Raw genomic sequence first — 18,577 nt, forward strand, 5'->3', positions numbered from 1 at the left:
GCCCTCGCAACCTGGGCGCTGGCACTGGGTGTTCTCGCTCACGAATCCCCCCTCAGGTCATCGGGCCCGGCCTTACGCGGGACCAGTACGTCGGCGGCCGCCCGCTGGTAGCGGAGCACCGCCTGCTCTGCGACGCGCAGATCGCAGGGCGCCGACCACAGCATCCGGCGGGCCGCGTCGTAGCGCTCGATCAGGAGCGGGTCCTCGGCCATGCCGTGCCGGGCGACCTTCGCCTTGTACGCGTCGAGGCGCCCGCGCAGCTCCGCGCGGACCGCCAGCGGCGCGGTGACCGCCGTCAACGACTCGCGAGCGCGCAGCAGTTCGTCCTCGGCCTCCTGTTCCAGGGATTCGAGCAGCGGCGAAAGCCGGTGCCACTGCGAATGTCTGCGGTACTCGGCGGCGGTGGCCAGCTGTTCCTGGAGCACGATCGAGGGGCCGCTCACGGCGGGCACCTCACTCGCGGCGATCTTCGCGAGGACCTCGCCGCGCGCCGACCGGGCCTCGGCCAGTGTGCGGTCCGCCCGCGACAGTACGTCCCGCAGCCGGACCAGACGCTGCTCGGCATCCTGACGAACCGTCAGAACGGCGTCGATCTCCCGGCGTACGTCCTCCAGGGCGCGCGCCGCCCGGTCGTAGCGTCCGGTGTCGGGACGGCCGCCGCCCGGTGCGGAGCTGCCCGGCGCGGGCACCCAGAACGCCAGCGGGTCCGACACCACCTGGGCGCGCAGCTCGGTCAGCTCCGCCGTGATCGACTCCAGGTCGTCGCCGGAGGGGTGCTCGCCGGGGCGGACGCCCACCGAGTGCGCGAGCCCCCGGGTGCGGTGCAGTTCGGCGGCCAGCAGGTCTATCCGGGCGGGCAGCGCCGACCACACCGCGTCGGCGGCGACCACCAGGTCCAGCGAGTGCGCGTACAGCTCGTTCATCCGGTTCACCAGCTCGGCCAGCGTGAACCGCTCGGTCAGCCGGGCCGGGCCGGTCAGCGTCGGGGCGTTGTGCAGCGCCGCGCCGGCCAGCGTGACCGACTCGCCGCGCAGCCGCTCGGTCAGCTCCGCCAGATCGTCCCGGGTGGGCCAGCGGCGCCTGGCGCGCAGCTCGCGCACGGACTCAAGGGCCGCCGTGTAGGCGTCGAAGTACGCCCACAGCAGGGAGATCGACTGCTCGGTGGCCGCCCAGCGCTCCTTGGTGACCCCGGTCAGCCCCGCGCCTTCGAGAAGCCGGCGCCCGGCATGGTCCTGGAGGGCGAGCAGCGAGGTCTCGATGGCCTCGTGCTCGGCGTCGAGGCGGGCCAGCGCACGGTCCACCTCGTCCCGGTCCATGACCTGCTCCGGGGGTCCCCCGGTGGAGCTGGGGGAGGATCCCGCGCCCATCGATCACGTCTCCGCTCTGTGGTTCGCCGTCATGAACTCGCTCATCCCGCCCGGTACTTGGGGGCGGGGGGACCGGATATGCCGGGCAGGTCGGCGGCGAGCCACTTGCGGTACGCCGTCATCCACGGGCTGTTGTCCCCGCCGTTGCGATAGTCCACCAGAACCTGGTTGATCCGCTGCACGAGGTCGCTGTTGCCGAGCTTGACGGCGGCGCCGTAGTACTCGGTGGTGAACGGGCTGCCCTTCAGCTGCACCGCCGGGTCCTGCGCGGCCTGCCCGGCGGCCAGGGCGTTGTCGGTGACGACCGCGTCCACCAGGTTCTGCTGGAGCCGGACCAGGCAGTCCAGCTGGTTGGGGACCGTGAAGTCCTGGTAGTCCGCGCCGTGCGCGTCGGCCTTCAGCGCGTCGAAGGCGGTGGAGCCCGCCGCCACACAGACCCGCTTGCCCCGCAGCGAGTCGTCGAAGCCCGTGATGGCGGAGGCCTTGGGCGCGAGCACCTGCTGGCCCGCCTCGAAGTACGCGGTGGAGAACGACGCCTGCTTGATGCGGGTGCAGTTGACGGTCATGGTCCGCACGACCACGTCGACCGTGCCGTTCTGGAGCGCGGGGATGCGCTGACTGGTCGGGATGGCACGGTAGATGACCGCGTTCTCGTCGCCCAGGATGTTCTTCGCGATCGCCTTCACCAGGTCGATGTCGAAGCCTTCGAGGGTGCCCGTCGCAGGGTTGCGGTACCCCCAGCGGAAGCTGTTCTGGTCGACGCCCGCGATCAGTTTGCCGCGCTGCTTGATGGCGTCGATATTCGGCCCGCCCGCCGACGAAGGGGCCAGGCTCGCCTCCGGGTCCTTGCAGCTGTCGGCCTTGGCCTGCACGCCCTGCGCGTATCCGGGGCCCGCGAGGGTGGGCGGGGTGTCGTCCCCGCCGTGCCGGGTCAGCGGGATCAGCGCCGAGGCGGCGACCGCAAGGGCGAGCGCCATCCCGGCCACCCCGCCCCAGCCACGCAGCCGCCCGGCGCCGCGCCGCGCCGCGCGGCGGGCGGGGCCACCGGAGGCGTCCGTGCCGGGGGCGGCCGGATCCGCCGAGCCCTTCGTGTCGCCCATCGCGACCCCTCTCGCCCATCCGCCGCCGACGGCGCGTCCGTTGCCGCTGTCCATGCCGCTCACCTGTACTCCGCGAGGCGGCGGCTGATGCCGAGGCCGGCGCCCGCCGCGGCGAGCACCGCGAGGACCGCCGCGCCCACCGGCAGACCGGTCAGCGCGTCGCGGCCGTCGGTGGCGGCGGTGGTGAACTCCTGCTGCTCGTGGGCGAGCGCCGAATCGAGGGCCGCGTCCACCTTGTCGAAGCACTCCCCGGTGGAGCCCGTCGCGCCGATCACCTGTTTCAGGGCGCCGTCGTAGTCACCGCTGTCGTCCGTCCTGCGGGCCGTCGCGTGCCGGTCCTGCCACGCGGCCATGTCCGCCTGGGCGCTCTTGACCGGTGTGGCTCCCGCGCCGTCGTCCGCGAGGTGGGCCGCGTCGCCGAGCTTCGCGTTCAGCGTCTTCATCTCCGAGGTGAACTCGGCCTCGTACAGGTCCTTGCCGTCCTGGGTGAGCACCGCGCCCCGGGCGACCAGCGTCAGGTTCTCGTTGGCGCGGGCCTGGAGCGAGCTGATCCGGGCGTCGTTGAGCACCTTCAGCGACTCCTGTCCGTGCGAGCGCGAGGTGGACAGGTCGGCCGCGGCCACCGCGTGCCCCACCACCAGCCACAGCACCACCACCGTGGAGGCGGCGGTCGCGGCGAGCAGCCCGTGGTTGAACACCCGGTTGGTACGGAGGTAGTTGCGCCGCTGGGACCAGACGAGGCCGCCGAGCGCCACCAGGCCCAGCACCGTCGCCGCGTAGGGCCAGGTGTCGGCCTGTCCGTAGTCCTCGTACAGGCGGTCGGTCTCCGCCTCGTACAGCTTCTGGGCGGCGGGCAGCAGCTCGGTGGTCATCTTCTGGTTGGCGAAGCGCAGATAGGCGCCGCCGACCGGGAAGCCCTGCCGGTTGTTGGCCCTGGCCTGCTCGACCAGGCCGTTGTAGACCGGGAGCTGCTCGTTGATCTTGGCTATCTGCTGGGCGGAATCGGCCGAACCCGAGGTGTTCGCGGCCGCCTTGACGAGCAGGCGGGACGCGGTGGCGATGTCCGTGTCGTACCGCTTGCGCACGTCGAGGGGCTCCTGGCCGCCCGCCAGGAAGCCGCTCGCGGCGGCCGTGTCGGCGTCGGCGAGGGAGCGGTAGATGGACGCCGCGTCGGCGCTCAGCGGCTGACTGCGGCTGACCACGTCGTCCGCGGCGGCCGAGCGGTCGGAGATCTCCCAGGCGGTGATGCCGCCGAACGCGACGACGAGAACGGCCACGACCGTACCGATGATCCACAGGCGGCCGGGCTCGGTGGTCGCGGCGGCGCGCAGCCGCCCGCGGGTCTCGGCCCAGCTCTCGCCGAGCCCCCGGCCCCGTTCGAGCAGGGGAGACCCCACCCGGCGGGTGCCCGGCCGCGGCTGCGCCGGCACCTGAGCCGCTGGCTGCCGCGACTCCGGTTCGCGCACGTTCGGCGGATTCACCACCTGACCTCCCCCTCGGTCGCTGCGTAGGCAGTATGGCCGCAGGGACCGACAACCATCCAGGGTTGTGTGGATCTTGTTACCTGCCGCGCTACGCCCAGGGGGGTGTCCGCACACCCCATGACCCCTTGCCCTGCCTCCCCACCATGTATACGCGGTCCAGATCCATTCGGTTCCCTTCGGCCCCCGACGGCCGCGGCCGAGCACGTGGCGTGCTGCGTCGTGGCGCGGCCGCGGACCGCCCCCGGCCGGTCGCGCGGAACACCGAACCCGGTCGGGCGCCGTACCGCGGCGGACGTCCCTAGGCGTACTGCGCGCGCAGCCGGGCGTAGGCCGGCTCCGGGGCCGCCACCTGGTCCAGGCCCAGAAGCCCCGCACCCAGCACGGGAGATGTGGTCACCACCAGCGGCACCGCCTTGGGCGCCCTGACCGCGAGAAGTTCGCGTACGCCGTCGTCGAGGCGGGGATGGCGGGCGGCCAGCACGCTGCCGCCGAGCAGCACCGGCGCCGCCACGTCGAGCAGGTCGAGCCGGCCGAGGGCGACCACTGCCAGGGCCACGATCTCCTCGGCCTGCCGGTCGACGAGGGAGCGCGCCACCTCGTCTCCGGCCGCCGCCACCGCGAACAGCACCGGGGCGAGCTCGTGCCGGCGCGCGAGGGGGATCTTCTCCAGGTGCAGCGCCTCGATCAGCTCGTACATCGAGCCGAGGCCGAAGTGGGCGGGCAGGGCCGCCGCCAGCGCGGTCGGCTCGCCGCGGCCGTCCTCGGCTCGGGCCGCGAAGAACAGGGCCTCCTCGGCGAGCCCGCCGCCCCCGCCCCAGTCGCCGGAGATCTTCCCGATCGCGGGGAAGCGGGCGGTGCGCCCGTCGGGTGTCATGCCGACGCAGTTGATGCCCGCGCCGCACACCACCGCGACCCCGCACGGCTCGGCGCCGCTGGGCAGCCCGGCGCGCAGGATCGCGAAGGTGTCGTTGTGCACCCGCACGGAGTCCCCCCAGCCGCGCGCCCGCAGGGCCGCCGCCAACTCCCTTTCCTCGATGGGCAGATCGGCGTTGGCCAGACAGGCCGAGACGTGCTCGACCCGCAGCGCCTCGGTGATCCCGGAGGCGAGGTAGGCCTCCTCCACCGTGGTGGCCAGCATGTGCATGGCCACCTCCACGCCCACCGACGGCGGCCGGAAGCCGCCGCCCCTTGCGGTGCCGAGCACCGTCCCGTCCGCTCCGATCAGTGCCACATCGGTCTTGCTGTTGCCGGCGTCGATCGCCAGCACACTCATGCCCACGCGAGGTGCTCCCGGTTGTGCTCGATCAGCCGGTCGGTGAGCCCGTCGGCGTATTCGTACTGCCCGACCAGCGGGTGGGCGAGCAGCGCCCGGAACACCCGGTCGCGCCCGCCGCGCAGGGCGGCCTCCAGGGCGAGGTCCTCATAGGCGGTGACGTGCGCGATCAACCCGGCGTACAACGGATCGAGTTCGGGCACCGGCAGCGGGACGGCGCCGTCGCGGTCCACCCGGGCCGGCACCTCGATGACGGCGTCGTCGGCGAGGAAGGGCAGGGTTTTGTTGTTGCGGGTGTTCACGACCTGCACCGGGCTGCCCCCGTTGCCGAGCAGGGACGCCGCGAGGTCGACGGCCGCCTCCGAGTAGAAGGCGCCGCCGCGCTTGGCGAGCAGCTCGGGCTTCTCGTCGAGCGCCGGGTCGCCGTACATGGTGAGCAACTTCCGCTCCATGGCTGCGACTTCGGCGGCCCGGGACGGCTTGGTGGCGAGCTCGCGCACCACCTCGTCGTGGGCGTAGAAGTACCGCAGGTAGTAGGAGGGGACCACGCCGAGCCGGTCGAGCACCTGGCGGGGGAGCCTCAGGTCGTCGGCGATGGTGTCGCCGTGCTCGGCGAGGAGCTTCGGCAGGACGTTCTCCCCGGCCGGGCCGCCCAGTCGCACCCCCAGCTCCCACGTCAGATGGTTGAGGCCGATGTGGTCCAAGTGGACCTCGGCGGGCGCCACTTGGAGCAGGGCGGCGAACTTGCGCTGGAGGCCGATGGCCACGTTGCACAGGCCGACCGCCTTGTGCCCGGCCTGGAGCAGGGCGCGGGTCACGATGCCCACCGGGTTGGTGAAGTCGATGATCCAGGCGTCCGGGCTGGCGCGGCGCACCCGCTCGGCGATGTCCAGGACGACCGGCACGGTCCGCAGCGCCTTGGCCAGGCCCCCCGCGCCCGTCGTCTCCTGGCCCACGCATCCGCACTCAAGGGGCCACGTCTCGTCCCGCTGGCGCGCCGCCTGACCGCCGACGCGCAGCTGGAGCAGCACCGCGTCCGCGCCCTCGACGCCCGCGTCCAGGTCCGAGGTGGTGACGATCTTCCCCGGGTGGCCCTGCTTGGCGAAGATCCGCCGGGCGAGCCCGCCCACCAGCTCCAGGCGGTCGGCCGCCGGGTCGACCAGAACGAGTTCACCGATCGGCAGGGTGTCCCGCAACCGGGCGAAACCGTCGATGAGTTCGGGGGTGTACGTGGACCCGCCCCCCACTACCGCGATCTTCTTCGGCCGGGGGTTCGGGGGGTGTACTCCGATTGACTGCGGCATCCAGATCAGCCCTTCACTCCGGTCAGTGTGACGCCCTCGACGAAAGCCTTCTGTGCGAAGAAGAAGACGAGGATCACGGGGGCCATGACGAGAACGGTCGCGGCCATGGTCAGGTTCCAGTCGGTATGGTGCGCGCTCTTGAAGGACTCCAGGCCGTAGCTCAGCGTCCAGGACGCCGGCGTGTCGGACGCATAGATCTGCGGTCCGAAGTAGTCGTTCCAGGCGTAGAAGAACTGGAACAGCGCGACGGCGGCGATGCCGGGGCGCGCCATCGGCAGCACCACCTTGACGAGCGTCCTGAGCTCCCCGCACCCGTCGACCTTCGCGGCGTCCAGGTACTCGCCCGGAATGGTCATCAGGAACTGCCGCAGCAGGAAGATGGTGAACGCGTCGCCGAACGCCAGTGGGATGATCAGCGGCCACAGCGTGCCGGACAGGTCCAGCTGCTTGGCCCAGAACAGGTACATCGGGATGATGATCACCTGCGGCGGCAGCATCATCATCGAGATGACCAGCATCAGCGACAGGTTGCGGCCGCGGAAGCGGAACTTGGCGAGCGCGTAGGCCACGGGCACCGACGACACCACGCTCAGGACGGTGCCGAGACCCGCGTAGAGCAGCGTGTTCCGCCACCAGGTCAAGAAGCCCGGAGTGTCGAACACCTTGCGGTAGTTGGACCACGCCCAGTGGTGCGGGATCAGGTCCCGGGTGAGCGTCTGCTGATCGTCCATCAGCGAGGTCAGCAGCAGGAAGACGAAGGGCAGTACGAAGAACAGCGCGGCCGCCACCCCGAGCGAGTGCACCGCGATCCACTGGAGCAGGGCCTTGCGGCGGGCCACCTTGGCCGCCGGGGTGACCACCGGCGCGTCGAGGGCGTACGTCATGTCACTCACCTGCCTGGATGAGCCCGCCGCGGCGCTTCATGAGCAGCGCCGTGAAGGCCATGGAGAGGGCGAACAGGACCAGCGCGACCACACACGCGGAGCCGTAGTCGAAGCGCTGGAAGCCCAGGTTGTAGACGAGCTGGGGCAGCGTCAGCGTCGACTTGTCGGGGTAACCGGGCTCGAACTGCTGGCCGGAGTTGCCCATGTTCCCGGAGGCGACCTTGCCCGCCACCAGCGGCTGGGTGTAGCACTGCATCGCCTGGATGACCCCGGTGACCACGGCGAACATCACGATCGGCGAGATGTTCGGCAGGGTGACGTAGCGGAACCGCTGCCAGGGCGAGGCCCCGTCCAGCTCGGCGGCCTCGTACTGCTCCTTGGGTACGTCAAGCAGCGCGGCCATGAAGATGACCATGAGGTCGCCGACGCCCCACACCGCGAGCAGGGTGAGCGCGGGCTTGGACCAGGAGGGGTCGGTGAACCAGTTCGGGGCCGGGATGCCGAGGTCGCCCAGGAGCGAATTGACCGGCCCCGTACCGGGGTTGAGCAGGAAGACGAAGCCGAGGGTCGCGGCGACCGGAGGGGCGAGGTAGGGCAGGTAGAACAGCGTGCGGAAGACGCCCACGCCGGTCTTGATCTTGGTGATGAGCATGCCCACGCCGAGCCCGAACACCACCCGGCAGGCGACCATCACGACCACCAGCCACAGCGTGTTGCGCAGGGCCGGCCAGAACAGCGGGTAGTCGTTGAAGACGTACGACCAGTTCTTGAGGCCGTCGAAGGTGGGCGCGGTGAATCCGTCGTACTGGGTGAAGGAGAAGTAGACCGTGGAGATCAGCGGGTAGGCGAAGAAGACGCTGAAGCCGATCAGCCACGGTGACAGGAAGGCCAGGGTGCGCAGCGCCGAGCGGCGGTGCTTGGCGCGCAGTGTGTACGTAGAGCTCATGGCGCGGCTACTTCGCCTGCGCGATCGCGGCGTCGATCTCCTGCGCGGTCTTGGCGAGCCCCGCCTTGATGTCGCCCTGCTTGCCGCTCTCGACGTCGTAGCCGAGGTTTTGCAGCGACACCAGGTACTGGCCGCCGTTGACGGAGGCCGGGGTGGTGGTGGAGTACTGGTTCTGCGCGATGTCCAGGAAGGTCTTGAAGCGTGGGTCGATCTGGAGCTTGGGCGACTTGAGGGCCTCGAAGGTGGACGGCACGTTGTGGATCGCGTTGGCGAAGTTGACCACCGCGTCGGTGTTGGTGGTCATGAACTTGACCAGTTCCCAGGCCGCTTGCTGCTTCTTCGAGGTCGCGGCGATGCCCGCGATCGTGCCGGTCAGATAGCCCTTGCCGTACGTGGCCTTCTGGTCGTCCGGGACGGGCAGCGGGGCCACCCCGATGTCGAACTTGGACTTGCTGGCCAACGCCATGCCCAGGCGCCACTCGCCGTCCATCGACATCGCGAGCTGGCCGGTGTTGAACGGGTTGGTGTTGCCGTCCTCCGCGCCGAAGGAGGAGCGGAACTTCTCCAGCTTGGTGAAGCCGCCGAGGTCGTCGACGAGCTGCTTCTGGAAGGCGAGGCCCTTCTCGAAGGCCGGGTCCTTGGCGATGTTCGACTTGCCGCTCGCGTCGAAGTACGTCGGCGACCACTGCGCGAGGTAGTGCTCGGTCGTCGTCTCGTAGGCGTGGTAGTCCGGCATGAAGCCGAGCTGCTCGAAGGAGTCGCCCTTGGGCTTGGTCAGCGTCTTGGCGTCCGCCTCGAACTCCGACCAGGTCGTGGGAGGCCCGTCGATCCCGGCCGCCTTGAAGGCGTCCTTGTTGTAGTAGAGGGCGTAGGAGTCGCCGAGCAGCGGCAGCGTGCAGCGCTTGCCGTCGAACTGGGTGTACTCGTTCATGGTCTTCGGGAACGTCTTCGCCGGGTCGATGCCGTCCTTCTTCAGGAACGGGGTGAGGTCGGCGAAGGCGTTGGAGGAGCAGAACTTGCCGACGTTGTTCGTGGTGAACGACGACACCACGTCCGGGGAGCTGGAGCCGCCCGCGCGCAGCGCCTGGTTGATCTTGTCGTCGTTGATGTCGCCGACGACCTTGACGTGGATGTTGGGGTGCGCCTTCTGGAAGGCGTCCACGTCGGCCTGGATGGCCTTGACCTCGTTGGGCGCGCTCCACCCGTGCCAGAAGGTGATCGTCGTGTCCTTGGACGCGTCGTCGTTCGCACTGGAGCTGCTCTGGCCCGTGCAGGCGGAGGCGAACAGGGCTATGGAGGCGGTCGCGGCCAGTGCGACGGCCGACTTCCGGCGGAATGCGGGCATGGCGGTGTCTCCCGACGAGGGGTGGAGGGGGCGAGGTGTGGCGGGTGGTTCAGCGGGCGGTGTCGAAGACCTCGTCGCGCGTGGTGGCGAGCGCGGACTCCAACGCACCGCGCAGTACGGGGAGTTGGGTAACCTCGCCGACGACGAGCCGGGGCCGGGAGGCGGCCAGCTCGCTCAGTTCGGCCTGGACGAGCTCGCGCAGCGGCTCGCCTCCGGCGGAGATCAAAGCGCCGGACAGCACCACGAGTTGGGGGTCGAGCACGGCGACCATGGAGGCGAGTCCGGTCGCGAGTCCGGTGGCGAAGGCTTCGAGGAGCCTGCGGTCGGGGCCGTCGGTGGCCGCGGCGCCCCGGGCGATCAGGACGGCGGCCACCTCATTGGCGGGCCCGCCCGGGACGTCAGCGACCCCGAGCTCCCGGGCCAGCCGCGGCACCGCCTGCCCGCCGGCCAGCTCCTGGAAGCCGCCCGAGTTCGCCTTCGTGACATGGCGTACGAGGGGAGCGCCGGGCACCGGCAGGAAGCCGACCTCGCCCGCGCCGCCGGTGAAGCCGCGGTGCAGCCGCCCGCCGATGACGAGCGCGGCACCGAGGCCGCCCTGATTCCAGAGCAGTACGAAGTCGTCGTGGCCGCGGGCCGCGCCCAGGCGCTGCTCGGCGATGGCGACCAGGTTCACGTCGTTCTCGTACTCGACGGGCATCGGCAGCGCCGCGGCGAGCTCGTCGAGCAGGGTGGGGGAGTGCCAGCCCGGCAGGTGGGAGGCGTAGCGCAGCCGGCCGGTGCCGGGGTCGAAGGCGCCCGGGGTGCCGATCACGACCCGGTGCACATCGGCCCGTGCGAGCCCGGCGGCCTTGACCGCGCCGTCGAGCGCGTCGGTCACCTGCCGCACCACGGATTCGGCGCGCCGCCCGGGGGTGGCGACCTCGAACTCCCCGACGACAGCTCCCGCCACGTCGGCGACGGCGGCCCGGATGCGCTCGGGCGTCACATCGAGCCCCGCCACATGGGCGGCGTGCGCGTTGACCGCGTAGAGCTGGGCGTTGGGTCCGGGGCGCCCCGCGGTCGTGCCGGTGGCGACGACGAGCCCGGCCGCCTCAAGACGTGCGAGCAGCTGCGAGGCGGTCGGCTTGGAGAGCCCGGTGAGCTTGCCGATGCGGGTCCGCGAGAGCGGGCCGTGCTCCAGGAGCAGGTCGAGCGCGGCCCGGTCGTTCATGGCGCGGAGTACGCGCGGGGTTCCCGGGGTAGTGCTACCGGCCACAACAGATCCCCCTGCCCTTAGGGCGCCCGCTTCCCCACACCACTGTTAGGAAAGTTTCCTATTTGATAGGGGGAAACGTAGGACGCGGGTCAGTAGCACGTCAATGGCCTGGGGCTCGGCGGCTACCAAAGCGTTACCTCGCGGGGGCGGGCTCAGCTGGGCGGGGTGCTGCCGGTGACCCCGCCGATGAATGTCGCCCAGGCGGCGGGGGTCAGGCGGAGTGTGGCGCCGCCGGGGGACTTGGAGTCCTGGATGGCTACGGTGTCGGGGATGTTGAGGGCGACTTCTATGCACTCGCCTCCCGAACTGCTGTAGCTGGACTTCCTGAAGTCGAAGGCGGTCACGTCTACAGCTCCTTGCGGATGGTGTCGATCAGTACGGCGGAGTCGTGCTGGGCCAGGCTGAGCCGGGCGGTGCGGTCGAAGAAGGTGCTGTACACGGCGCTTTCTTCCGGGTTCTCCACCCATACCGTAGTAGCGATGGTGTCGACATGGACGACGTCGACCGCCTCCGCTTCCGTGAACGAGACGATGTTGAAGGCTCCTGTTACGCAGGGGTGTCCTCCGGTGCGGAAGGGCAGCACTTGGAGGCGTACGTTCGGCAGTTTCGCGACGTCGAGGAGCTGCCCCAGCTGGGCTCGCATGACGGCGGGCCCGCCGACGAGTTGACGCAGCGCGGCCTCCCACACCACCGCGTACACCTGGAGCGGCTTGTCTCCGCCCAGGCGGGACTGGCGCTTCATGCGGACTTCGACGATGCGCTCGATCTCGTCGGGGTCCTCCCAGACGCCGTCGCTGACGGCGAGCGAGCGCGCGTACTCGGCTGTCTGGAACAGGCCTGGAATCAGCGCGAGTTGCCAGGTGCGTACGCGGTTGGCGACGTCCTCCATGGCGATGTACTCGGCGAGCGCGCCCGCGTTCGGGGAGTGCTGCCACCAGCCTTTGGCTTTGCGGCGTTCCCGGTCGAGCCGGGCCAACTCAAGTAGCCGGGCAACCGCCTTGGGGTCGTCCAGGCCGTAGAACTCGCTCAGCACCCGGATGTCGGGGTCCCGCATCGGCACCCACCCGCGCTCCATCTTCACGATCTTCGTGCCGGTGGCGCTGATGACATGAGCCGCCTGCTGCTGCGTCTTGCCCGCGCCGTCCCGTAGGCGCAGGAGTTCCCCACCGAGCCGCCGCCCCAGGACAGTTGACGTCCGATTCCCCTGATCTCCTCGCATCACACGCACAGTGTGGCCCCGGCCGTCACGGCCAGTCGACCACTCTCACTCTCTCGGGAAGATATTCCCCGTTCTGCTTGAACCTAGAGCGTGCGCGCCGCTACGGTCAGTGCTCAGCCGCCTACTCGGCGGAGCCAGTTGACGGAAGTGCACCGCCCCGCCCCGCGCGGATGCGACATCGCCACCGTCGCCCCGACCCGCACAAGGAGGTGCGTGTCCATGGAGGAGCGCAAGCAGGTGCCCCCGTACGAGGACTGCCTCGACTACACCCCCACCGCCCGCAGCGTCAGCCTGGCCCGCCGTCGTACCGCCAGGCTGGTCACCGCCTGGGGGCACCCCGAACTCGCGGGTGACGCGGCGCTGCTGGTCAGCGAGTTGGCGACCAACGCTCTGCTGCACGGGTGCCTGCGGGACCGGCTGTTCCGGGTGCGGATCGCGCTCGACGCCACCGCACTCCGCGTCGAGGTCACCGACCCGCGCGGGGAATCGGTGCCGAGCCCGCGCGCGGCGGCGGACGACGAACAGTTCGGGCGGGGGCTGCTGCTCGTCGGGGCACTGGCCGACCGCTGGGGGACCGAGCCGCGTACGGTCGGCAAGACGGTGTACGCGGAACTCTCGATCAGGGCGCGCAAAGATGACGACGGGCCGGTCACCCGCAGGCCCGAGCTCACCGTGCCCGCTCTCCGGCAGGCCGTCGCCACCGGCGCAGCGGCCCGGCTGCCGGAGTTCTTCGAAGAGCTCGGCTGAGCGGACCTGGGGGCGGGAAAGGCCGAGGGGCGCCCGGCCGGTCATCGGCAGGGCGCCCCTCAGAGGTCTCGCTTACTTCGACAGGTTCGGATTCGGGATCGGGATCGGCGTCGTCGCCAGGGACTGGGGGGACGTCGGGTTGGCCAGGGCCGAGGGGGCGGCCGCGGCGGCCGAGGTGTCCGCGGCCGGCGGCTCCTCCGCGAGCGGCAGGCCACCCACGATGCGGATGCCCGCGGCGTCCAGGGCCACCTTGATCCGCCAGCGCAGCTCGCGCTCCACGCTCAGCGCCTTGCCCGGCATGGTCTTCGCCGAGACGCGCACCACCATCGAGTCAAGGAGCACCTCGTCCAGACCGAGGATCTCCACCGGGCCCCACAGACGCTCGTTCCACGGCTCTTCCTTCGCCATGGAGTCGGTCGCCTCGCCGATCACCGTACGCAGCCGCTCCAGGTCCTCGGATGCCCGGACCCGGACGTCCACACCGGCCGTCGCCCAGCCCTGGGACAGGTTTCCGATGCGCTTGATCTCGCCGTTGCGCACGTACCAGATCTCGCCGTCCGCGCCGCGCAGCTTGGTCACGCGCAGGCCGACCTCGATCACCTCGCCGGAGGCCACCCCCGCGTCGATCGAGTCGCCGACGCCGTACTGGTCCTCAAGGATCATGAACACACCGGACAGGAAGTCGGTGACCAGGTTGCGCGCGCCGAAACCGATCGCCACGCCCGCCACACCCGCCGAAGCGAGCAGCGGGGCCAGGTCGATGTTCAGGACGCCGAGGACCATCAGGGCGGCCGTGCCCATGATGAGGAAGGACGCCACCGAGCGCAGCACCGAGCCGATGGCCTCCGAGCGCTGGCGGCGGCGCTCGGCGTTCACCAGGAGCCCGCCGAGCGCGGTGCCCTCGACGGCCTGGGCGCTGCGGTTCATCCGGTCGATCAGCTTGGTCAGGGCGCGCCGGACCAGGACTCTCAGGACCGAGGCGATGACGATGATCAGGAGGATGCGGAATCCGACGTACAGCCACGTCGACCAGTTCTGCTCGACCCAGCCCGCGGCCTCGGTGGCCGACTTCTGGGCGTCTTGGAGCGTCGCGGGTGTGGGCGGCGGCGATCCGTCGGCCAGGACGGCGGACCAGTTCACGGCAGGAACCTCCAGCAGTGCGGCGCCGGTGAAGGCGGTGGCAGACCCACCACACTAACGGGGCAAGAGGTGTGCTCCGTTGACGTGTTCGGGGGAGAGGGCCCCCGGGCGGGGGAAAGAATGGGGGTGTGGTCGAAAACACTTCGAGCCCGTTACCTGGACGTGGTGGCGCTTCGACCAGCCATGAGGAGAGACTGGAGAGCAGATCGTCCCGGCGCGAGCCACGCGCCGCCGGCGTAATAGGAGGCACCCGTGCCGCATGTCCTGGTCCTCAATGCGTCGTACGAGCCCCTCGGCGTCGTACCGCTCCGCCGCGCGCTCGTCCTGGTCCTCGAAAACAAGGCCGTCAGCCTTGAGGAGTCCGGCGCCTTCATGCATAGCGCGACCCGTGCCGTCGCGGCGCCCAGCGTCGTGCGGCTCAAGAGATTCGTACGGGTCCCCTACCGGGGGCCCGTTCCGCTGACCCGTCGTGCCCTGTTCGCGAGGGACGGCGGCCGCTGTATGTACTGCGGTGGCGTCGCAACCAGCGTCGATCACGTCATCCCGCGCAGCCGTGGCGGCCAGCACGCCTGGGAGAACGTCGTCGCCGCCTGCCGGCGCTGCAACCACGTCAAAGCGGACCGCCACCTCATGGAACTCGGCTGGCGCCTTCGCCACCAGCCCGCCCCGCCCAGCGGCCTCGCCTGGCGGATCATCGGCACCGGCCACCGCGACCCGCGCTGGCTGCCCTACCTCCAGCCCTTCGGCGCGGACGACGCCCTGGCCAGGATCGACGGCATCTCCGCCTAGCGCACGGACGCCGGGTCCCGTCCACGCTGTCTTCACCCTCCCGGTCGGGGATCAGCCGCCCCGGCGACGGCGTACGCCTCCAGCGATCACAGCGGGTAGCCCGCCGAGGCCGCTCGTTTCATCCCCCGGACCTGGATGAAACGAGCGGCCTGCTCGTCCATAGCGGGCGGCCCGCTCGTCCATGCGGACGCTCGCGCGGCCACCCCTGGACTCGCCTACCGTCGCCGCCGTACGCCCGCTACGTAGGCCACGAGCCCACCAACCGTCTGCCGAGGGCGTCCGTGCGAGGGGTCGGGGTGTCTGATATGCCTGGTGTGATGGACGTGGTACGAGCTTGTGCACGGCGGAACGTCTGGCGGGCCGTCCGCTGGGTAGGGCATCTCTGTCCCTGCCGCCCACCGAAACTGGAGGCCCCCGTGGTCGCCCCCGCCCCCGAGCAACCGCTGACCAGCGAACCCCCCATGGCCGACGCCGAGCCGCTGATCAGTGAACCCCCGATGTCCGACGTGGCCCCGCTGACCAGCGAGCCGACGCCGGTGGCCGCGGTCGCCGGGTTCTGAGGCGATGACCCTGGCCGGGCTCGCCGCCCACCACGGCGTGGCCACCTCGTACTCTCCGTCGGCGGGCGTCACCGTCGATGTGCCGGACGCCACAGTGGTCGCGGTGCTGGCCGCGCTCGGAGTCGACGCCTCCACGCCGGACGAGGTGCGCCGGGCGCTCGCCGCCGCCGAAGCGGCCGAGGCGGACCGGTTGCTGCCCCCGACGCTGGTGCGCTGGGGCGAAGGGCCGGGGACGGCGCTGCCCGACGGGCTGACCGTCATCGGCACCCCGCTGGATCAACTACCCCTGGGCGTGCACCAGTTGGAGGTGCGCCACCAGGACGGGCGCAGCGCGTCCACGACGCTCGTCGTCGCGCCGGAAGGCGTGCCGCAACCCCCGGGCCGCACGCACGGCTTCCTCGTCCAGCTCTACTCGCTGCTGTCCGCCCGCTCCTGGGGCATGGGCGACCTCGGCGACCTCGCGGAGCTCGCCAGCTGGTCGGGTCGCACGCTCGGCTCCGGATTCGTGCAGGTCAACCCGCTGCACGCGGCCGTCCCCGGCACCCCGACCGACCCGTCCCCCTACCGCCCCTCGTCCCGCCGCTTCCCCGACCCGGTGCACCTGCGCATCGAGGACATCCCCGAGTACGCCTACGCCACCGGGCGCGAAGGCCTCGACGAGGCGGCCGTACGTGCCTCGGCGCTGCGTCAATCCGTGCTGGCCAAAGGGGAGTTGATCGACCGGAACGCGGTGTGGGAGGCCAAGCGGGAGGCCCTCGAAGTCCTGTACCGGGTGCCGCTCGCTCCCGGGCGCCGGGCCGCCTACTGCGACTTCCTCGCCGGACAGGGGCAGGCCCTGGAGGACCACGCCACGTGGTGCGCGCTCGCCGAGCGGTACGGGCCTGCCTGGCGCCGCTGGCCCCAGGGGCTGCGCGACCCGAGGTCCGCCGAGACCGCGCGGGCCCGCCGTGAGCTCATCGACCGCGTCGACTTCCACTGCTGGCTCGCCTGGCTCACCGACACCCAGCTCGCCGCGGCTCAGCGCGCGGCGCGAGAGGCGGGCATGGCGGTCGGCCTGGTCCACGACCTCGCGGTCGGGGCGCACCCGGAGGGCGCCGACGCCTGGGCCCAGCAGGACGCCTTCGCGCCCGGCATGTCGATCGGGGCGCCACCGGACGCCTTCAACGCGCGTGGCCAGGACTGGGGCCTGCCGCCCTGGCGCCCCGACGTGCTCGCCGCCTCCGGCTACGCCCCCTACCGCGGACTGCTCCAGGGCCTCCTGCGGCACGCGGGCGCCCTGCGCATCGACCACGTGATGGGTCTGTTCCGCCTCTGGTGGGTGCCCGAGGGTCATCCGCCGACCGACGGTACGTACGTCCACTACGACGCACAGGCGATGCTCGCCGTCCTTGCCCTGGAGGCGCACCGCGCGGGTGCGGTCGTCATAGGGGAGGACCTGGGCACGGTCGAACCCGGCGTGCGCGAGGCGCTGGCCGAGCGGGGCGTGCTCGGCACCTCGGTGCTCTGGTTCGAACGCGACTGGGCCGGCAGCGGACGGCCGCTGCCCCCCGAGGACTGGCGGCCCGGCTGCGTCGCCACGGCCACCACCCACGACCTGCCGTCCACCGCGGCCCGCCTCACCGGCGAACACGTCGAACTCCGCCACCGGCTCGGCCTGCTCACGACCCCGCTCGACCAGGAGCGGAACGCCGCGGGCACCGAGGTGGGGGAGTGGCTGGGCTACCTCGAACGGCTCGGGCTGCTGCCCGATGCCCCCGGTGACGAGGAGGCCGAGATCCGCGCGGTCTACCGCTTCCTGCTGCGCACCCCGGCCCGGATGGTCGGCGTCTGGCTGCCCGACGCGGTCGGCGACCGGCGGCCGCAGAACCTGCCGGGCACGTGGGACCAGTACCCCAACTGGCGCCTGCCGGTGGCCGGGCCCGACGGTCAGCCGCTCACCCTGGAGCAGATCGTCGGTTCACCGCGGCTGCACGCGCTGATGCGGATCTTCCCGCGTCCGGAACGCGGGGCGCGGCTGGGCGCGGAGCCGGGGGCCGGGGCCGGGGTGTGACCGGGGGGCGGAGCCCCGTACGGCACCCCGGGCGCGCGGCCCACATAGGGGTTCGCTACGTTTGCTTCGTGGACAAGAAGAACGCCCTGCGCGCCGGCGCCGTAGCAGCCGGTACGACGCTGATGATGCTGCTCATGTCGTCCCCGGCGCTTGCGCTCACGCGCGATGACGGTGACGACCCGGGCCCGGGTCTGAGCGTGATCCAGACCATCGGCCTGTTCGTCATCCTGCCGATCGCCCTGTTCGCGGTGATCGCCGGACTGGTGATGGTGCTGGACAAGTCCCGGAAGACGCCCGAGAAGGCGTAGCGGCTCCCGCTTCAGGGAGCCCGGTTTTCCCACCCGCCCGCCCGCTCAGCCCCCACCGGAGCCAAGCAGCCGGGCGGGCAAACCCCGTTCCCCGGAACTCCGGGCTGCCAGGGGCGCTGAACCCCGCACGGTCGGCGGCCGACACGGCACCTGTCCAGGGGCGCGAGCAACCCCGCACGGTCGGCGGCCGACACGGCACGCTCCCCAGGGGCGCGGGGAACTGCGCAAGTAACCACCCACGGTCGGCGGCCGACATCGCACCCGACCGGCGCCGCGAGCCCCGCGCCCGCCCCGCGCTCAATGCGCCGCCAGCAACTTCCTTAGCAGCGCCGACAGTTGAGCCGTCTCGCCCTCGTCCAGGGCGGACGTCAGGACCTCCGTCTGGGCGGCAAGCCCCGCCGTCACGGACTCGTCCACCAGCTTCAGCCCCTTCTCCGTCAGGCTCACGCGTAGCCCCCGCCGGTCGTTCGGGTCGGGGCTGCGGCTCAGCAGGCCCGCCTTTTCCAGCTTGTCCAGACGGCCCGTCATGCCCCCCGTGGTGAGCATCAGCGTCGCCGAGAGCTGGCGCGGTGACAGCGTGTACGGCTCGCCCGAGCGCCGCAGCGTCGCGATGACGTCGAACTCCCCGCGCCCGATGCCGAACTTCGCGTACTCCTTGTCCATCCGGTCGCCCATCGCCCGCGCGATCCGGTAGATCCGCCCGTACACCGCCATCGGGGCCGTCTCCAGGTCCGGGCGGACCTCCGCCCACTGCGCGGTGATCGCGTCCACCGCGTCCGCAGGCATGGTCTCGGCGGGTGTCACCA

18 protein-coding genes are annotated in these 18,577 nt (G+C 71.4%); 5 read left to right on the top strand and 13 right to left on the bottom strand.

Annotated elements, in window-relative coordinates; all coding sequences use genetic code 11:
* Nucleotides 1–38 precede the first annotated feature (38 nt).
* From OG522_RS24390 to OG522_RS24440, 11 genes are all read right to left on the bottom strand, one after another.
* Nucleotides 39–1,316, bottom strand: a complete 1,278-nt coding sequence (locus OG522_RS24390) for a hypothetical protein (RefSeq protein WP_329465128.1) — start codon at nucleotides 1,314–1,316, stop codon at nucleotides 39–41.
* Between the two features lie 92 nt (nucleotides 1,317–1,408).
* On the bottom strand, nucleotides 1,409–2,467 hold the full coding sequence (locus OG522_RS24395; RefSeq protein WP_443074841.1) for a glutamate ABC transporter substrate-binding protein: 1,059 nt from the start codon (nucleotides 2,465–2,467) through the stop codon (nucleotides 1,409–1,411).
* A 59-nt stretch (nucleotides 2,468–2,526) separates the two neighbouring features.
* A complete protein-coding gene (locus OG522_RS24400) occupies nucleotides 2,527–3,951 on the bottom strand; it encodes a hypothetical protein (protein WP_443074742.1) in 1,425 nt (474 codons plus the stop codon).
* A 298-nt stretch (nucleotides 3,952–4,249) separates the two neighbouring features.
* Nucleotides 4,250–5,224 carry an N-acetylglucosamine kinase gene (locus tag OG522_RS24405; RefSeq protein WP_329467721.1) on the bottom strand — a complete coding sequence of 325 codons (975 nt, stop codon included), beginning with the start codon at nucleotides 5,222–5,224 and terminating at the stop codon, nucleotides 4,250–4,252.
* Nucleotides 5,221–6,528: a 6-phospho-beta-glucosidase gene (locus tag OG522_RS24410; RefSeq protein ID WP_329465129.1), complete on the bottom strand. Its 1,308-nt coding sequence runs from the start codon at nucleotides 6,526–6,528 to the stop codon at nucleotides 5,221–5,223. Before OG522_RS24410 ends, OG522_RS24405 begins: the two co-directional genes overlap by 4 nt.
* 5 nt (nucleotides 6,529–6,533) lie before the next feature.
* On the bottom strand, nucleotides 6,534–7,412 hold the full coding sequence (locus OG522_RS24415) for a carbohydrate ABC transporter permease (protein ID WP_329465130.1): 879 nt from the start codon (nucleotides 7,410–7,412) through the stop codon (nucleotides 6,534–6,536).
* A 1-nt stretch (nucleotide 7,413) separates the two neighbouring features.
* Nucleotides 7,414–8,358, bottom strand: a complete 945-nt coding sequence (locus OG522_RS24420) for a carbohydrate ABC transporter permease (RefSeq protein WP_329465131.1) — start codon at nucleotides 8,356–8,358, stop codon at nucleotides 7,414–7,416.
* A 7-nt stretch (nucleotides 8,359–8,365) separates the two neighbouring features.
* Nucleotides 8,366–9,703, bottom strand: a complete 1,338-nt coding sequence (locus tag OG522_RS24425; protein WP_329465132.1) for an ABC transporter substrate-binding protein — start codon at nucleotides 9,701–9,703, stop codon at nucleotides 8,366–8,368.
* 49 nt (nucleotides 9,704–9,752) lie between these two features.
* Entirely contained in the window at nucleotides 9,753–10,913 is a 1,161-nt protein-coding gene (locus OG522_RS24430) for an ROK family transcriptional regulator (protein WP_443074743.1), read from the bottom strand.
* Nucleotides 10,914–11,110: 197 nt separating this feature from the next.
* On the bottom strand, nucleotides 11,111–11,302 hold the full coding sequence (locus OG522_RS24435; RefSeq protein ID WP_329465134.1) for a DUF397 domain-containing protein: 192 nt from the start codon (nucleotides 11,300–11,302) through the stop codon (nucleotides 11,111–11,113).
* A 2-nt stretch (nucleotides 11,303–11,304) separates the two neighbouring features.
* Complete coding sequence (locus OG522_RS24440; protein WP_329465135.1) at nucleotides 11,305–12,177, bottom strand: helix-turn-helix domain-containing protein; 873 nt, start codon at nucleotides 12,175–12,177, stop codon at nucleotides 11,305–11,307.
* Nucleotides 12,178–12,396: 219 nt separating this feature from the next.
* Between OG522_RS24440 and OG522_RS24445 the strand changes: the two genes are divergently transcribed.
* On the top strand, nucleotides 12,397–12,924 hold the full coding sequence (locus tag OG522_RS24445) for an ATP-binding protein (protein WP_329465136.1): 528 nt from the start codon (nucleotides 12,397–12,399) through the stop codon (nucleotides 12,922–12,924).
* 72 nt (nucleotides 12,925–12,996) lie between these two features.
* Here OG522_RS24445 and OG522_RS24450 read toward each other — a convergent pair whose 3' ends face one another.
* The gene (locus OG522_RS24450; RefSeq protein ID WP_329465137.1) at nucleotides 12,997–14,064 is read right to left on the bottom strand and encodes a mechanosensitive ion channel family protein; all 1,068 of its coding nucleotides are present in this window, start codon (nucleotides 14,062–14,064) and stop codon (nucleotides 12,997–12,999) included.
* Between the two features lie 252 nt (nucleotides 14,065–14,316).
* Here OG522_RS24450 and OG522_RS24455 point away from each other — a divergent pair, with 252 nt between their 5' ends.
* From OG522_RS24455 to OG522_RS24470, 4 genes are all read left to right on the top strand, one after another.
* Entirely contained in the window at nucleotides 14,317–14,853 is a 537-nt protein-coding gene (locus OG522_RS24455; protein ID WP_329465138.1) for an HNH endonuclease, read from the top strand.
* A gap of 416 nt (nucleotides 14,854–15,269) precedes the next feature.
* Nucleotides 15,270–15,413, top strand: a complete 144-nt coding sequence (locus tag OG522_RS24460) for a hypothetical protein (protein ID WP_329467896.1) — start codon at nucleotides 15,270–15,272, stop codon at nucleotides 15,411–15,413.
* A gap of 4 nt (nucleotides 15,414–15,417) precedes the next feature.
* The gene (malQ, locus tag OG522_RS24465; RefSeq protein ID WP_329465139.1) at nucleotides 15,418–17,463 is read left to right on the top strand and encodes a 4-alpha-glucanotransferase; all 2,046 of its coding nucleotides are present in this window, start codon (nucleotides 15,418–15,420) and stop codon (nucleotides 17,461–17,463) included.
* 68 nt (nucleotides 17,464–17,531) lie between these two features.
* A complete protein-coding gene (locus tag OG522_RS24470; RefSeq protein ID WP_329465140.1) occupies nucleotides 17,532–17,771 on the top strand; it encodes a hypothetical protein in 240 nt (79 codons plus the stop codon).
* Between the two features lie 297 nt (nucleotides 17,772–18,068).
* Here the strand turns inward: OG522_RS24470 and OG522_RS24475 are convergent, their stop codons facing one another.
* Nucleotides 18,069–18,557 (bottom strand): MarR family winged helix-turn-helix transcriptional regulator, encoded by a 489-nt coding sequence (locus tag OG522_RS24475; protein WP_329467722.1) that lies wholly within the window; start codon nucleotides 18,555–18,557, stop codon nucleotides 18,069–18,071.
* Nucleotides 18,558–18,577: the final 20 nt, after the last annotated feature.

Origin of the sequence: Streptomyces sp. NBC_01431 (genome assembly GCF_036231355.1) — a bacterium.
Taxonomy (GTDB): Bacteria; Actinomycetota; Actinomycetes; order Streptomycetales; family Streptomycetaceae; genus Streptomyces.

Coding starts and splice junctions, on each gene's coding strand:
- OG522_RS24390 (WP_329465128.1), bottom strand. CDS start 1,316: ATGGACCGGGACGAGGTGGACCGTGCGCTGGCCCGCCTCGACGCCGAG.
- OG522_RS24395 (WP_443074841.1), bottom strand. CDS start 2,467: ATGGGCGACACGAAGGGCTCGGCGGATCCGGCCGCCCCCGGCACGGAC.
- OG522_RS24405 (WP_329467721.1), bottom strand. CDS start 5,224: ATGAGTGTGCTGGCGATCGACGCCGGCAACAGCAAGACCGATGTGGCA.
- OG522_RS24410 (WP_329465129.1), bottom strand. CDS start 6,528: ATGCCGCAGTCAATCGGAGTACACCCCCCGAACCCCCGGCCGAAGAAG.
- OG522_RS24415 (WP_329465130.1), bottom strand. CDS start 7,412: ATGACGTACGCCCTCGACGCGCCGGTGGTCACCCCGGCGGCCAAGGTG.
- OG522_RS24420 (WP_329465131.1), bottom strand. CDS start 8,358: ATGAGCTCTACGTACACACTGCGCGCCAAGCACCGCCGCTCGGCGCTG.
- OG522_RS24425 (WP_329465132.1), bottom strand. CDS start 9,703: ATGCCCGCATTCCGCCGGAAGTCGGCCGTCGCACTGGCCGCGACCGCC.
- OG522_RS24430 (WP_443074743.1), bottom strand. CDS start 10,913: ATGAACGACCGGGCCGCGCTCGACCTGCTCCTGGAGCACGGCCCGCTC.
- OG522_RS24440 (WP_329465135.1), bottom strand. CDS start 12,177: ATGCGAGGAGATCAGGGGAATCGGACGTCAACTGTCCTGGGGCGGCGG.
- OG522_RS24445 (WP_329465136.1), top strand. CDS start 12,397: ATGGAGGAGCGCAAGCAGGTGCCCCCGTACGAGGACTGCCTCGACTAC.
- malQ (WP_329465139.1), top strand. CDS start 15,418: ATGACCCTGGCCGGGCTCGCCGCCCACCACGGCGTGGCCACCTCGTAC.
- OG522_RS24475 (WP_329467722.1), bottom strand. CDS start 18,557: ATGCCTGCGGACGCGGTGGACGCGATCACCGCGCAGTGGGCGGAGGTC.